Genomic DNA, 13,399 nt, shown 5'->3' on the forward strand with positions numbered 1-13,399 from the left:
AGTCCGTGTGCGCTTATTACTGATTGAGGATGACGTGGCCCTCGGCGAGGGTATCCAGCATGCCCTGGAACGTGAGGGCTACACCGTTGACTGGCTGCAGGACGGCGGTAGCGCCTTGCATTCGCTGCTCAGCGAAACCTTTGATCTGGCGGTGCTCGACCTCGGCCTGCCGCGCATGGACGGCCTGGATGTGCTGCGACGCCTGCGTGACAGTGGCTCCAACCTCCCGGTGCTGATCCTCACCGCTCGGGATGCCACGGAAGACCGCATCGCCGGGCTCGACGCCGGGGCCGACGATTACCTGATCAAGCCCTTCGACCTGGCGGAACTCAAGGCGCGCCTGCGCGCCTTGCTGCGGCGCAGCGCCGGCCGTGCCCAGATGCTGATCGAGCATGCAGGCATCAGCCTGAACCCCGGTACCCAGCAGGTCAGCTACCAGGGCGAACCGGTGGCCCTGACCCCCAAGGAATATCAACTGCTCCACGAATTGTTGTCGCCGCCTGGCCGCGTGATCACCCGCGACCACCTGATGCAGTTGCTCTACGGCTGGAGCGAGGAAGCGGAAAGCAACACCCTGGAAGTACATATCCACCACCTGCGCAAGAAGTTCTCCAGCCAGCTCATCCGTACCGTCCGCGGCGTCGGTTACCTGGTGGAAGGCCGCCCATGACCTCCATCAGGCGTCGTACCCTGACGTTGATCCTCGGGCTGCTGTTCCTTGGCCTGTTGATCATGACCGTACTCAACCTTCACGACAGCAATCATGAAATAGACGAGGTCTACGACGCCCAGCTGGCTCAGAATGCTCGCCTGCTGCAAGGGATCATGCGCATGCCGATGGCCAGCAAGGAGCACGCCGAGCTGTATCAGGCGTTCAACCAGGCGCTGGGCCAGGCAGCCCCCAAAGTCGATGGCCACCCTTATGAAAGCAAGATCGCGTTCCAGGTCTGGAACGCCCAGGGTGAGCTGTTGGTTCACACCTTGAGCGCGCCGGTCTTTTCAGCGGCGTCGGCCGCGCCCGGCTTCAGCGACGTGACCGATCCGAATAGCCGTAAATGGCGGGCATTCACCCTTGATGACACGCAGTACGGCCTGAAGATATGGGTCGGCGAGCGGGACGATGTACGCGCCGACCTGGTTGACCGGATAGTTCGTCACACCGTCGTCCCTAATCTGCTTGGCAGCCTGATGCTCGCTGCGGTGATCTGGCTGGCGATCGGCTGGGGCTTGAAACCACTGGTGGATATGGCGGCGACGCTGCGCGCGAGGCATCCCGGCTCTCTCGAACCGTTGCAGTTGATGCCGTTGCCCACTGAACTTGAGCCCATGCAGGCGGCCCTCAACCGGGTGCTGGCACAGATTCAGGAAGTGATGGGCCGTGAACGGCGTTTTATCGCTGACGCCGCCCATGAAATGCGCACCCCATTGGCGGTACTCAGGGTGCATGCGCAGAACCTGATGGAGGAGGGGAGCGAGGAGGATCGCCGCGAATCGCTCGAGCATTTGATTGCCGGCGTGGACCGAACCACTCGGCTGGTCAATCAGTTGCTGACGATGGCGCGTATTGAACCGCAAACGGACACCCATGCAGCACCCTGCATCGATCTGGCGGCGACGGTTCGCGAAAGCCTGGTCCAGCTGACGCCCTGGCTGTTGAACCAGGGGCTCGAACTGGCTTTCGATGTCGGCGAAGGCATCGGCCGTGTCAGAGTCAACGCGGCCGCCATCGATATCGCCTTGAACAACCTGGTGACCAATGCAGCAAACTTTTCGCCGCCCCACGGACTGATCACGGTGCGGCTGGCCAAGAAACAGGATCACTACGAACTGTCCGTCGAAGACCAGGGGCCGGGAATCAATGAGACTGAACGCGAGCGGCTCTTCGAGCGTTTCTATAGTCGCGGAAACGCTCAGGGAGCCGGGTTGGGGCTGACCATCGTGCAGGCCATTGCAGCGCGCCTGGGCGGGCAGATCAGATTGGAGAATCGCCACTCTGGAGGGCTGCGGGCAACGTTGGAGATTCATCGCTTTTAATGTAGCCATGCCCCCCAACGCCAGCCGAAGCTCGATGAGCTGCGTTGCATTGCGCAGGTACGACGATTGCCTTTCACTTTTTCATTGGCATATCCATCATCGACGACTGCTGCTCCATCATCTGCATCATCATGTCCATCATGCCTTTGCCAGTGCCGTCCTTGGCTGCGGACATCCCCATACACCCCATGGAGCCCTGCTCCTTGCTCATCATGGCCATGCTGTCCTTCAGCGCTTTCATGCCTTCTTGCAGGGCGGCCTGGCGCTCGGCGGGCGTTTTGGCTGCTGCGGCCTTGTCATGGGCAGCCTGCATTTTCTCCATCTGCTCGGTCATGGCTTCAGTCATGGCCGTCGGCGTCGGTGCGGTGCTCTCGATTGCGCTGCCTGGTGCATCGGCCGGGTGATGCGCATCCTCGGCAGAGGCCATGAGTGCCCCGCCAGCCAAGACGGCAGCTAGAACGAATGTTGAATGCTTGTGCATGATGAACTCCTGAACTCGTGAGGGAATAAGCAGCAAGGACAGAGGCGCGAAAAGTGGCGCAGCAAAACGGAGCGACCCGTGCGCTGGCACTTTTTAACCAGGGGGGTTAATCGTTGAAACGGACGAAAGTCAGGCGGGCCGGTTCTTTCGGCGGGGCGGGGCGCTTCAGTGCAAGAGCGGCAAAGGAGGATTCTTTCGCCGGATCGAGCACCCTTATGACTGCCGCAGTTAACAGCAAGAGGGCGGCCCACTGGAGGGCGTCCAATGCTGGATGCTGCAATGCAGGTTTTATCGCCGTGACCGTGTCCTCACAGTTTTTCAGGCAACCACTGCTGTGAAGGGCATGGTCATCCGCCACATGCTGTTCGACATTATGTGGCGCGGCCAGATCGTGATTCGCCTGTACCAGGCAGCCCTGGATGGCCATCACGCCCATGGCCAACACCCATACCACGAGGGTGAGGTGCAACAGGCGTTGGCGATGACGGCGGAACCAGGACATGAAGTACAACCTCGACTTATGACGTCGTATCGGTTTTCAGTCTAGCCAGCAAGGCAGTGGAGAATTTGATCAAAATCAAGTTTCGGCGATTGACCGCCGAAGCGGCTGTATCGATCAGGCCACGGGCGCCTCTTGCTCGCGGGCTTGCTTGGCGTTCGAAACGTCAAGGGTGAGGGGCAGGGCGACGCTGTTCTTGGCGGCGAGGATCTCGGCCATGACGCTTACGGCGATCTCGGCGGGGGTCTTGCTGCCGATGTAGATGCCGATGGGGCCGTGCAGGCGCTGGAGCGAGGCTTCGGTTTCGCCGAAGTGTTCGATCAGGCGTTCGCGGCGTAGCTGGCTGTTGCGCCGCGAACCGATGGCGCCGATGTAGAAGGCCGGGCTGTGCAGGGCCTCGAGCAGGGCCAGGTCGTCGAGCTTGGGGTCATGGCTGACGGCGACGATACAGGTGCGCAGGTCCGGGGCGAATTCGCGGACGATGTCGTCCGGCATGCCAACCAACTGTTCCACGCCCGCCACGCTCCAGCCGCCGATGTATTCGGGGCGGGGGTCGCAGACCGCGACCCGGAAGCCGTTGAACAGCGCCATGGTCGCCAGGTATTCGGCCAGCGCGCCGGCCCCGATCAGCAGCAGGCGGTAGCCGGGGCCCAGGGTGTTGACCATCTGCCGGCCATCGAAGATGAACTGCTCCGGGGTAGCGCTGATGGTCAGGGATACCTGGCCGCTGCCCAGGTCCAGGCTGCGGCGCACCAGCTTGCCGGCGTTGAGTCGGGTCAACAGCCGTTCGAGGGCATCCCTCGAGGGGGTGAATTCGAGGATCAGCTCCAGCGTGCCGCCACAGGGCAGGCCGAAGCGGTGCGCTTCGTCGGCGCTGATGCCGTAGCGCACCACCTGCGGCGGCCCGTCCGGCAGGCCGCTGCCATCGTAGGCGTTGGTGTAGCGGTGGATCAGGTCGTCCTCGATGCAACCTCCCGACACGCTGCCGACCACCCGACCATCGCCGCGCAGGGCCATCATCGAGCCCACGGGGCGAGGCGAGGAGCCCCAGGTGCGGGCCACGGTGGCGAGCAGCACGCGGTGACCGGCCTGGAGCCAGTCATGGGCGGTGCTCAGGACCAGTAGATCGATGCTTTCCATGGGGACCTCGGTTGTTCATGGGAGGGGTTGCTGGCAGATCCGCTCCTGGCCAGGGGGATCGCCAGCACCTCGCTCCTTTTTTCAGCGCATGTGCAGGATGATCGGGCTGCTGCTGGCCGGGTCGGTATGCCCGCGCAGCTTGCCGACCGCTTGCGCGTCGACCGCGCCGCCCGAATTGCCCCAGGTGCCGCGCACGAAGCTCAGGACCTCGGCGATTTCCCGGTCCGACAATTGCTCGCGAAAGGCCGGCATGCGGTAGGCATCCGGCACGCCGGCGGCGACCACGCGCTGCGAGCCGTTGAGGGTGATGTTGATCGCCGACGCGTTTTCCTTGGCCAGTGCCGAAGTGGCGCCCGCCAAAGGCGGCATCCACTCGGCCTGGCCCTGGCCGTCCAGGCCATGGCAGGAGGCGCAGCGGGTCACGTAGGTATGGGCTCCGGGGCTGTCCAGGCGGGTGGCGGCGGACACGGCCTGGTACTGCCAGGGCGCGCCGTCGCGCTGCGGATCGCCGGGCAGCGACTTGAGGTAGCGGGCGATCGCCGCCAGGTCCTCGTCGGCCATGAACTGGGTGGAGTTGTTGAACGCCTCGGTCATCGAGCCGTAGACCACCGCGTGCTGGTTACGCCCGGTCTTGAGGAACTGCACGATCTGCGGCTCGCTCCAGCGGCCCAGGCCGGTGTTGGAGTCCTGGCGCAGGCTCGGCGCGTACCAGCCGTCGAGCAGGGCGCCGGCGAGGAACGGCGCGCCGGACTCGTCCAGGGCCTGCTCGTTGAACGCCAGGCCGCGCGGGGTGTGGCAGCTGCCGCAGTGGCCCGGCCCCTGGACGATGTAGGCGCCGCGGTTCCACAACGCATCCTGCGCAGGCTTGGCCGCGTAGGGCGTGCTCGGGGCGAACAGGCCGTTCCACAGCGCGATAGGCCAACGCATGTTCAGCGGCCAGGGGATAGCGCTGGGGGCGTTGGGCTGGCTGACCGGTTGCACGCCTTTCATGAAGAACGCGTACAGCGCGCGCATGTCATCGTCGCTGAGCTTGACGTAGGACGGGTAGGGCATCGCCGGGTAGAGCCGCCGACCGCCCGGGGCGACGCCATGGCGCACGGCACGGTCGAAGTCGGCCAGGCTGTAGGCGCCGATGCCGGTGTCCCGGTCGGGGGTGACGTTGGTGGCGTGGATGGCGCCCAGCGGCGTGGCCATTTCCAGGCCGCCGGCGAAGGGCGCCTTGCCCGGCAGGCTGTGGCAGGCCACGCAATCGCTGACCCGGGCGACGTACTCGCCGCGGCTCACCAAGGCGGGGTCGAAGCGGGTCGCCGCGGCCTGTTCCTGCTCGAAGGGCGAGACGGGCTCGCGGGTGACATACCAGGCCAGCAGGCCTGCCGCGACCAGGCACGGCAAGGCCAGCCAGCCTGCGGTTCTTGCGAATCGGCGGTTATTCATGGGCAGTCCTTGTCGGTCAGCTGAAGGTGTATCGGCTCAATGGCAGGCTACGGATGCGCTGGCCGGTCAGCCGCGCCACCGCGTTGGCCACCGCCGGCGCCACCGCGGGCAGCGGTGGCTCGCCGACGCCGCCCATCTTTTCGCCACTCTCGACAATCCGTACATGTACCCGCGCCATGCGTGAAGGCGGCAGGATCGGGTACAGGTCGTAGTTGCGCGCCCGGGGCTTGCCGTCCACGTAGACCGCTTCTTCCACCAACGTCTGGGACAACCCCAGTGCCACGGCACCATTGACCTGGGCCTCGACGATCGCCGGGTTGACGATGCTGCCCGGGTCGATGGCCTGCCAGATGTCGTGGACCTTGACCTGGCCATTTTCGATCGACACTTCGGCGATCGCCGCCGTGTGCGAGCCGAACGGCGAGGCCATGGCCACGCCGCGGGCGCGGCGAGTGCCGTCCTCGGCGGTGAACGGGCCGCGCTTCCAGCCGCCGGACAGTTCGCCCACCGCCTGCAGCAAGGTGGTCAGGCGCGGGTTGTCGCGCAGCAGGTGCTGGCGTAGCTCGTACGGATCGCGGCCGCCTTTGTCCGCCAGTTCGTCGAGGAAGGCTTCGTAGAAGAAGTCGTTGAGCGAATTGCCCACCGAACGCCAGTAGCCGAGCATGGCCGGTCCCTTGACGTAGATCTGCGCGATGCGCTTGTTGGCAATGGCGTAGGGCTTGCCCGACAGACCTTCAAGGGCCGAAGGGTCGAGTTTTTCGCCCTGCTTGCCGGCGATGGCTTCGGTGGGGCCTTCGGTGGCGCTCACCGCTTCGATCGCCACCGGCAACCCTTGGGCATCCAGCGCGGCCTGGAACTTGACCACGGCGACCGGGCGCAGCACGTCACGCAGGAACTCTTCCTCGCGGCTCCAGATCAGCTTGACCGGACGGCCGACGGCCTTGGCCAGGGCGATGGCCTGTGGGTAGGGACTGGCCGAGTCATAGAGGAAATGCCGGCCGAAAAAGCCGCCCAGCAGCGGCGAGTGCAGGGTGATCCGCGAGGGATCGAGACCGGTGCGCCTGGCGATGTCGGCGCGGAACATGTCCGGCGCCTGGTTGGGCAGCCAGACCTCCAGCGAACCGTCGGGATTGAAGCGCGCCAGGGCCGAAGGGGGCTCCAGCTGGGCGTGGTTGAGGTACTGATTGTGGTAGGTGGCCTCGACCCGGGTCTTGGCACTGGCCAGGGCGGCGGGCATGTCGCCTTCGTTTTCGTCGTCGCGGGCCGGGCCTTGCTGGGCGGCGAGAAAATCGCGGAACGCATCGCTGGAAAAGTCAGCGGGCATTGGCCGTACCTTCGAATCGGCGGACGCTTCCTGCCAGTCGACCTGGATGGCTTCCACCGCGCGCTTGGCGTGCCACCAGCGTTCGGCGACCACCGCCACCGCGCCGGGCAACTGGTGAACGGAGTGCACGCCTTTCATGGCCTTGACCTGGGCCTCGTTGCGCAGGCTGCCCACGGTCATGCCCAGGCGCGGCGCGTGCTGCACGGCGGCGTGGAGCATGCCGTCGACCTTCAGGTCAATGCTGTACAGCGCCTTGCCGGTGGATTTCTCGTAGGCATCGACGCGCCGCACCGGCTTGCCGATCCAGCGGAACTGGCTCGGGTCGCGCAGGGTGATGCTGGCCGGATCGGGCACCGGCATGTCCAGGGCGCGACCGGCCAATTCACCGTAGCCCAGCGAACGACCGGAAGCGGCATGCAGCACCCGGCCAGGCTCGGTGGACAGTTCGGCCAGCGGTACGCCGAGCTGCTCGGCGCCGGCCTGCAGCAGCATGGCCCGCGCCAGGGCGCCCAGGCGGCGCATGGTCGGGTAGCTCATGCGCACCGACATGCTGCCGCCGGTGATGCGCATGCCGTTCTCCATCACCACGTAGGCTTCGCCGGGCGGCGCGGCCTCGACCACGAAGGTGGCGGGGTCGGCGTCCAGCTCTTCACCGACGATCTGCGCCATGGCGGTGTGGGTGCCTTGTCCGCCTTCCATGAAGGGGCTGAGCAGGCGCACGCTGCCATCCGGGCGAATCTCCAGGAACGCCGGGACCTGGGTCCCGCGTTCCGCGGTGCTCGCCGTGGCGGCCAGGACCCTGGCCGAACCCAGCGGCAGGCCGAAACCGAGCACCAGCGCGCCCACGGCGGCGCCGGTCAGAAAGCGCCGGCGGGACAGGTTGACCGGTTCGTCCAGCGGCAGGTCCAGGAGGTCTTCAGCGAAATCGATGGGCTTGTTCATCAGGCGCTTTCCTTCTTGGCAGGCTGGGCGGCCAGGTCATGCACGGCGGCATGGATGGCGTTGTAGGTGCCGCAGCGGCACAGGTTGACCATCGCCGCTTCGATCTGCGCATCGCTGGGCGCGGGGCTGTGCTTGAGCAGCGCGGTGGCCGCCATGACCTGCCCGGACTGGCAGTAGCCGCACTGGGCCACCTGGTGCTCGACCCAGGCGGCGACCACGCGCTTGCCGACTGCGTCCGCCTCGATCGCCTCGATGGTGGTGACCTCGCGACCGACCACACCCGCCACCGGGGTGACGCAGGCGCGCACCACATTGCCGTCCACCAGCACCGAACAAGCGCCGCACTGGGCCAGGCCGCAGCCGTACTTGGTGCCGGTCAGGCCCAGGTCATCGCGGATCACCCACAGCAACGGCGTGTCGGCGTCGGCATCGACCTGATAGGTCTTCTGGTTGATTCGTAGTTCCATGGCTCACCTGCTGATCATCGGTTGGTGTGTCTTTGTTTTTTCTTCAGGAGGCGCCACCAGGCGCGTCCTTGCTCAAGAAACGCGGGTAAAGGGGCGGATACGCCAATCCGCTGCCTCGTGCGCCGGGCTGGCCGCGAGCACGTCGGAGTAGGCCGGAAGGTCCAGCGAGAGAAAATGCGAGGAGGTGTCGAGGGTGTGTGCCAGGGGCGATGCCTGGCCGGCGCGGGCTTGGGTCATGGCGGCTGGCTCCTAGTGATCGGACTCTAGCCCAGGGGCCAAGGGTTTCCTATCCGATACCCGGCAAGCTCAGAGGATCAGGCAAGTATTCCAGAGGAATGCGCAATAACGCGGGGATGGAAGGCGTCGAGCAACTGCAACGAGTGACAGACAAGGCGGGGTTTATGGGCTGGCTACGGCTTGGGGGAGGGTTTGGAAGGAGAACGTCGCGATGAACCGTCGGGCCGCGCAACCTGTGCGCGACCCGACGGGTTTGATCCCTGCTTAGATCCGGTGGATCTGGGTGATGTGCGGCTTGCCTTTAATAGGCGCGTAGATTTCCACTACGGCCTGCCAGCTGTCCGACGAGCCAGGCACCGTTGCTTTCGACAGATAACGATAGTTCGTGCCGTTGACGACTTGGGTCGAAACTTTTTCAGGGGTGTAGTGCACACCCACGAACCCGGCCAGGGCCTCTTTGAATACTTCCCGATCCTTTGGAGTCAGTTCGTGGTAAGGAGTCCATCCGCCAACAAAGTTCTCTTGAGCCGACATACGATATATCTCCATATATAAGTTCCTACTCGTCTGGCTTTTCGGAGTCCGCCCCGTTTATTGAATGGTTTCCGGAATCCATTGTGCCGAGTGGGTTTCCCAAACGCCTGCTCATCGTGAAACAGGGTATGGGGAGAACACCGGCACGTACTGCACAAGCCGCGCACTGCAGGCCAGCAAGTGGCGGGCGCGAACCGTTGGTCATGGAGGATGAGGTGGTCGCCGGCTTCAGATCCTTGTGCCTGATGGAAACAGCCTTCGATGAATGATGACTGCCAGACCTCCGTGTCTTGTCTGCAGCAGCTGTGCTTATAGGGCATGCCGCTGGATGGCCTTAAGCTATCAGGCAGCAGTGAAAAGTATGTCCGCATTTGGCTGTGTGAGATGTAAGGCGTTGGCTATTGGCTACGAGCGGCCAGAGCCCTTGAACCTGCTATCAATATTGAAGGTTTATCGAAGGGCACAGCGCCGTCATCGAGATATCGGTTCACCGAATGCGAATGTTTGGCTGAGAAGCAAGCCGAATGAAGACGCTTTAAGGGATTAGCCTGTAGCCTTGAACGATTGCAACCTGCGAGTTTCTGTTTTGGCTAGAAGTGTAGATAGGCGCGACTATGAAAATGTAGACCGCCCCATCGTGGTCATGGCGAAGGACTACCCGGCCGCATATGCCGTGGCGCCGCATGCCCATTCCTGCGGGCAGCTCATCTACGCGGTTTCCGGCGTCATGGAGATCCGGACGGGCACAGGCCTGTGGCTGGTGCCGCCGCAACGCGCCTTGTGGATGCCCGCGGGAATCTCCCATGCCATGCAGACCCGAGGCAGCCCGGTGGCATTGCGCACAGCCTATGTTCGCCAGGATCGCTATCCCACTGATGCACCCGTGCACCCCGGCGCGGTACGGGTTTCGAACCTGCTGCGCGAACTCATCCTGCGTGCGGCGACGATTGCCCTTGATTATTCCGAGGACAGCCGGGATGGCCGCATCCTGAGCCTGATCCTCGAAGAGATTGCCTGGTCGCCGGAACAAGGGCTGCATTTGCCCACGGGCCGCGACAAGCGCTTGGTGGCCACCTGCGAAGCGATCCTGGCCAACCCACAGGATAATCGCACGCTGAACGACTGGGCCGGCCAGCATGGCGCGACAGCGCGCACGCTGTCGCGGCTGTTCACGGCCGAACTCGGGGTGCCGTTTCAAGTGTGGCGACAGCAGGCCCGCGTGATGGCGGCGTTGCCGCGCTTGGCCGCGGGCGAACCCGTGACGACTGTGGCGCTGGACATGGGCTACGACACGCCGGGCGCGTTCTCGGCCATGTTCAAGCGGCTGCTTGGAGCATCGCCCAGCCGCTACTTTGCGTAGTCGACCGGGCGTGCGCTTGTCCTGTTTGACGTAGAGGTTGTCTTTCTGCGCGAAGCGTGACGAGAGGCGGGACAACACACTATCAAGTGATTCGGCGGCCTACTGTCCGCCGCCACGATTGATAGGGCTTCCATGGACCCGCATGCAGCACAACGGCGCTTTCTCCTGCTGATCCTCAGCTCCACCTTTCTGCAAGGCTCGTCCTTCGTCGCCAGCAAGATTGTCCTGAGTGAATTGCCGCCGCTGTGGCTGGCGGCGCTGCGGTTTTTCGTGGCGGCTCTCTCGCTGCTGCCCTGGTTGTGGCTGCGCCACCGTGCCCGGGTCGCTGCCGGCACAGCGGTTCCGGTCAAGGTCATGCCCTGGCTGCGACTGACCATCATCGGCCTGTTGCAGACGACCGGTGTCATGGCGTTCCTGACCATGGGCCTGACGCAGACCAGTGCATCCAAGGCGGCAATCCTGATGGCCAGCAATCCACTGTTGGTGGCGCTGCTGGCCGGCATCCTGCTCAAGGAGCGGGTACGCCCCCTGGCCTGGCTGGGCCTGCTGCTGGCCTTCGCCGGGGTGGTGGTCTGCATCGGTGTGCAGTCGGTGATGACCGGCGCAATCGGCCCCGCGGAAGCGCTGGTCATGGCGGGCTCGACCTGCTGGGCTCTCGCCACGCTGGCCAGCAAGCGCTTTCGCTTGGCCGTCGATACCTGGACGCTGGCGTTCTGGCAGATGCTCATTGGGGCGGTCGCGCTCGCGTTGCTGGCCGCCTGGCGTGGCGAGTCGTTCAGCCTGCCGGCCCAAACGATGGTTGCGTTCCTGTGGCTGGCCATTCCCGCTTCGACGGGGGCCATGGGATTGTGGTTCGCGGCCCTGCATACGGGCGGCGCCGTGCGCACCAGCGGCTTCCTGTTTCTGTGCCCTTTCTTTGCCGCGCTGATCACCTTCGCCATCAGCGGCGACATGCTTTCCACCCACGAAATGCTGGGTGGCGTGATGATCGCCGTAGGCATTGTCTTGCTGTCCCGGACACCGGCCGCGCGGCCGGCCAGCCATTCCTCGCCCCGGGAAACCTCTTCATGACCCCCACAAATCCGCGCTGCTGGTGAAGGGGAGGAGGGCATGGCTGCTTTTGGCCAACCTGTGGGGCAACTTTAGCCTCGCGCATCAAAGCGTTTCGCCCATTGCTGCTCGCGGGCATGACTCACCAGCAGGTCTACGAAGACCCGCGTCTTGGCCGGCAGCAGTTTCTGCCCAGCGAAGTACAGCGAGATGGGCCCCGCGTCGACATACCAGTCCGGCAGCACCCGTTCAAGGGCGCCACTTTGCAGATGGTCAAGCACGTCGGGAATCGCCAATAGCGCGACGCCCAGTCCCATGAGCGCGCTCTGGCAAAGTGCTTGTGGGTCGTTGACCAGCAACCGTGGGCGCAACTCCAGTGCCGCACGCTGTTCCTTGGGGCCTTGCAGTGTCCAGCCGCGGACCTTGCCGCTTTGTAGCGAGCGCATGGCCAGATGCTCAAGGTCATTCAACTGTTCGGGACGACGTACAAGAGGGTGCCTGGACAGACAGTCCGGCGATGCCACGAGCACCAAATGCGCCGGTGACAGATCCCGGGCGATCACCCCGGGCGAAAGCTCGATGCCGCCGCCGATGGCGACGTCAAATCCATCGGCGATCAGCTCCACCTGGCGATTGTCGAAGTGCCACTCGGGAACCACCGCTGGATATCGCTTCATGAACTGCGGCATCAATGGCAGCAGGTAATCGCGGCCAAAAGCGGGCGCCGCGGAAATACGCAGCACTCCAGCCGGTTCTCCGGCGTTGCTGGTTACATCGGCAATCGCCGCCTGGACAGTTTCCAGCCCACCCTCGACGTTAGCCAGAAAACGCTCCCCAGCCTCGGTCAAGGCCAGTCGGCGAGTGCTGCGTTGAAACAGGCGTACCCCCAGGTTGGCTTCCAGTTGGGCGACATTCCTGCTCACCGCGGCCGGCGTAATACCCAGGCGCCGTGCGGCGGCAGAGAAACTGCCTGCCTCTGCGCTGCGAACGAAAGATTGCAGATTGGCCAGGGTTTCCATGATCGATACCTTCAAGCAAACGTTGAAAGTGATTCTAGTCACTCCCTACTACTTGATGGAAAAAGAAAAGCGTTTCATAGCCTCACCAACCACCACTTGAGGCTCACACCATGAACCCTGTCACCCTTCCTCTGTCTGGCAAGATCGCCATCGTCACCGGCGGTTCACGCAGCATCGGGGCGGCCATTGCCCAACGCCTGGCCGCGGACGGCGCCGCTGTCGCCATTACCTACAACGCCTCGCCTGATCGTGCCGCGGCCCTGGTCGAGGTGATCACTGCTGCCGGCGGTCGAGCTATTTCGCTGGCGGCCGATGCTGGAGATCCCGAGGCCGTACGCGCCGCGGTCCAGCAGGTCGCCACGTTATTCGGCAAGGTCGATATCCTGGTCAACAACGCCGGCATCAGTGTGCTCGGTGCTCCGCAAGACATCGCTTTCGAGGACTTCCAGCGCATCCTCGCGGTGAATGTCACCGGTGTTTTCGTGGCCACCCAGGAGGCGCTCAAGCACATGGGGCAGGGGGGGCGAATCATTCATATCGGCAGCTCCATGGTGCAATACGCGGCTTTCGCCACCGCCTCCGCCTACACCCTGACCAAGGGCGCCGTGGCGGGCTTCAGCCGAGGCCTGGTGCGAGACCTGGGACCCCGCGGTATCACCGTGAATACCGTCCACCCCGGGCCGACCGACAGCGACATGAATCCCGCCGAGGGGCCGGTGGCGGACTTCGTGCGCCCCAATATCGCCGTGGGACGCTACGGGGAAGGCCAGGACATCGCCAGCGCAGTGGCCTATCTGGCCAGCCCCGAAGCCAGTTTCGTCACCGGTGCCGAATTGATGATCGACGGCGGCTTCACCGCCTGAGGAGCCAGACATGAA

At 64.3% G+C, this 13,399-nt stretch carries 14 protein-coding genes; 5 read left to right on the top strand and 9 right to left on the bottom strand.

The annotated features are described in order from the left end of the window. Positions 1-7: 7 nt before the first annotated feature. Together AC3RCP_RS15955 and AC3RCP_RS15960 are read left to right on the top strand one after the other, a co-directional pair. Positions 8-670 carry a response regulator gene (locus AC3RCP_RS15955; RefSeq protein ID WP_123412731.1) on the top strand — a complete coding sequence of 221 codons (663 nt, stop codon included), beginning with the start codon at positions 8-10 and terminating at the stop codon, positions 668-670. Then, positions 667-2,034 (top strand): sensor histidine kinase, encoded by a 1,368-nt coding sequence (locus AC3RCP_RS15960; RefSeq protein ID WP_492570378.1) that lies wholly within the window; start codon positions 667-669, stop codon positions 2,032-2,034. Before AC3RCP_RS15955 ends, AC3RCP_RS15960 begins: the two co-directional genes overlap by 4 nt. Positions 2,035-2,107: 73 nt before the next feature. On the opposite strand, the gene AC3RCP_RS15965 is transcribed toward AC3RCP_RS15960, so the two are convergent. The 8 genes from AC3RCP_RS15965 to AC3RCP_RS16000 all read right to left on the bottom strand — a co-directional run bounded on the left by AC3RCP_RS15965 (position 2,108) and on the right by AC3RCP_RS16000 (position 9,092). Further along, complete coding sequence (locus AC3RCP_RS15965) at positions 2,108-2,515, bottom strand: hypothetical protein (RefSeq protein ID WP_123412730.1); 408 nt, start codon at positions 2,513-2,515, stop codon at positions 2,108-2,110. 106 nt (positions 2,516-2,621) lie between these two features. After that, entirely contained in the window at positions 2,622-3,017 is a 396-nt protein-coding gene (locus AC3RCP_RS15970) for a hypothetical protein (protein ID WP_492570379.1), read from the bottom strand. 114 nt (positions 3,018-3,131) lie between these two features. Then, on the bottom strand, positions 3,132-4,154 hold the full coding sequence (locus tag AC3RCP_RS15975) for an XdhC family protein (RefSeq protein ID WP_101337968.1): 1,023 nt from the start codon (positions 4,152-4,154) through the stop codon (positions 3,132-3,134). 81 nt (positions 4,155-4,235) lie between these two features. Next, positions 4,236-5,588 carry a c-type cytochrome gene (locus AC3RCP_RS15980; protein WP_101337969.1) on the bottom strand — a complete coding sequence of 451 codons (1,353 nt, stop codon included), beginning with the start codon at positions 5,586-5,588 and terminating at the stop codon, positions 4,236-4,238. A gap of 16 nt (positions 5,589-5,604) precedes the next feature. Further along, positions 5,605-7,854, bottom strand: a complete 2,250-nt coding sequence (locus AC3RCP_RS15985; protein ID WP_492570380.1) for a xanthine dehydrogenase family protein molybdopterin-binding subunit — start codon at positions 7,852-7,854, stop codon at positions 5,605-5,607. Then, entirely contained in the window at positions 7,854-8,321 is a 468-nt protein-coding gene (locus AC3RCP_RS15990; RefSeq protein WP_009043866.1) for a (2Fe-2S)-binding protein, read from the bottom strand. Before AC3RCP_RS15990 ends, AC3RCP_RS15985 begins: the two co-directional genes overlap by 1 nt. A gap of 72 nt (positions 8,322-8,393) precedes the next feature. Then, entirely contained in the window at positions 8,394-8,558 is a 165-nt protein-coding gene (locus AC3RCP_RS15995; protein ID WP_157832253.1) for a hypothetical protein, read from the bottom strand. A gap of 264 nt (positions 8,559-8,822) precedes the next feature. Continuing rightward, positions 8,823-9,092, bottom strand: a complete 270-nt coding sequence (locus AC3RCP_RS16000; protein ID WP_007925627.1) for a hypothetical protein — start codon at positions 9,090-9,092, stop codon at positions 8,823-8,825. 643 nt (positions 9,093-9,735) lie between these two features. Here AC3RCP_RS16000 and AC3RCP_RS16005 point away from each other — a divergent pair. Together AC3RCP_RS16005 and AC3RCP_RS16010 are read left to right on the top strand one after the other, a co-directional pair. Then, positions 9,736-10,452: an AraC family transcriptional regulator gene (locus AC3RCP_RS16005; RefSeq protein WP_101337971.1), complete on the top strand. Its 717-nt coding sequence runs from the start codon at positions 9,736-9,738 to the stop codon at positions 10,450-10,452. A 132-nt stretch (positions 10,453-10,584) separates the two neighbouring features. After that, the gene (locus AC3RCP_RS16010) at positions 10,585-11,523 is read left to right on the top strand and encodes a DMT family transporter (protein ID WP_492570381.1); all 939 of its coding nucleotides are present in this window, start codon (positions 10,585-10,587) and stop codon (positions 11,521-11,523) included. Positions 11,524-11,594: 71 nt separating this feature from the next. Here AC3RCP_RS16010 and AC3RCP_RS16015 read toward each other — a convergent pair whose 3' ends face one another. Next, on the bottom strand, positions 11,595-12,521 hold the full coding sequence (locus tag AC3RCP_RS16015; protein ID WP_114760529.1) for a LysR family transcriptional regulator: 927 nt from the start codon (positions 12,519-12,521) through the stop codon (positions 11,595-11,597). Positions 12,522-12,631: 110 nt separating this feature from the next. Here AC3RCP_RS16015 and AC3RCP_RS16020 point away from each other — a divergent pair, with 110 nt between their 5' ends. Further along, positions 12,632-13,384: a 3-oxoacyl-ACP reductase family protein gene (locus AC3RCP_RS16020; RefSeq protein WP_492570382.1), complete on the top strand. Its 753-nt coding sequence runs from the start codon at positions 12,632-12,634 to the stop codon at positions 13,382-13,384. Positions 13,385-13,399 lie beyond the last annotated feature (15 nt).

The organism is Pseudomonas sp. GW822-FHT05A08 (assembly GCF_058800485.1).

Excerpts from the sequence above, each read along its gene's own strand:
- AC3RCP_RS15985 (WP_492570380.1), bottom strand. The coding sequence starts at position 7,854 with ATGAACAAGCCCATCGATTTCGCTGAAGACCTCCTGGACCTGCCGCTG.
- AC3RCP_RS16005 (WP_101337971.1), top strand. The coding sequence starts at position 9,736 with ATGGCGAAGGACTACCCGGCCGCATATGCCGTGGCGCCGCATGCCCAT.
- AC3RCP_RS15980 (WP_101337969.1), bottom strand. The coding sequence starts at position 5,588 with ATGAATAACCGCCGATTCGCAAGAACCGCAGGCTGGCTGGCCTTGCCG.
- AC3RCP_RS15975 (WP_101337968.1), bottom strand. The coding sequence starts at position 4,154 with ATGGAAAGCATCGATCTACTGGTCCTGAGCACCGCCCATGACTGGCTC.
- AC3RCP_RS15995 (WP_157832253.1), bottom strand. The coding sequence starts at position 8,558 with ATGACCCAAGCCCGCGCCGGCCAGGCATCGCCCCTGGCACACACCCTC.
- AC3RCP_RS15970 (WP_492570379.1), bottom strand. The coding sequence starts at position 3,017 with ATGTCCTGGTTCCGCCGTCATCGCCAACGCCTGTTGCACCTCACCCTC.
- AC3RCP_RS15965 (WP_123412730.1), bottom strand. The coding sequence starts at position 2,515 with ATGCACAAGCATTCAACATTCGTTCTAGCTGCCGTCTTGGCTGGCGGG.
- AC3RCP_RS15990 (WP_009043866.1), bottom strand. The coding sequence starts at position 8,321 with ATGGAACTACGAATCAACCAGAAGACCTATCAGGTCGATGCCGACGCC.
- AC3RCP_RS16010 (WP_492570381.1), top strand. The coding sequence starts at position 10,585 with ATGGACCCGCATGCAGCACAACGGCGCTTTCTCCTGCTGATCCTCAGC.
- AC3RCP_RS16015 (WP_114760529.1), bottom strand. The coding sequence starts at position 12,521 with ATGGAAACCCTGGCCAATCTGCAATCTTTCGTTCGCAGCGCAGAGGCA.
- AC3RCP_RS16020 (WP_492570382.1), top strand. The coding sequence starts at position 12,632 with ATGAACCCTGTCACCCTTCCTCTGTCTGGCAAGATCGCCATCGTCACC.
- AC3RCP_RS15960 (WP_492570378.1), top strand. The coding sequence starts at position 667 with ATGACCTCCATCAGGCGTCGTACCCTGACGTTGATCCTCGGGCTGCTG.
- AC3RCP_RS16000 (WP_007925627.1), bottom strand. The coding sequence starts at position 9,092 with ATGTCGGCTCAAGAGAACTTTGTTGGCGGATGGACTCCTTACCACGAA.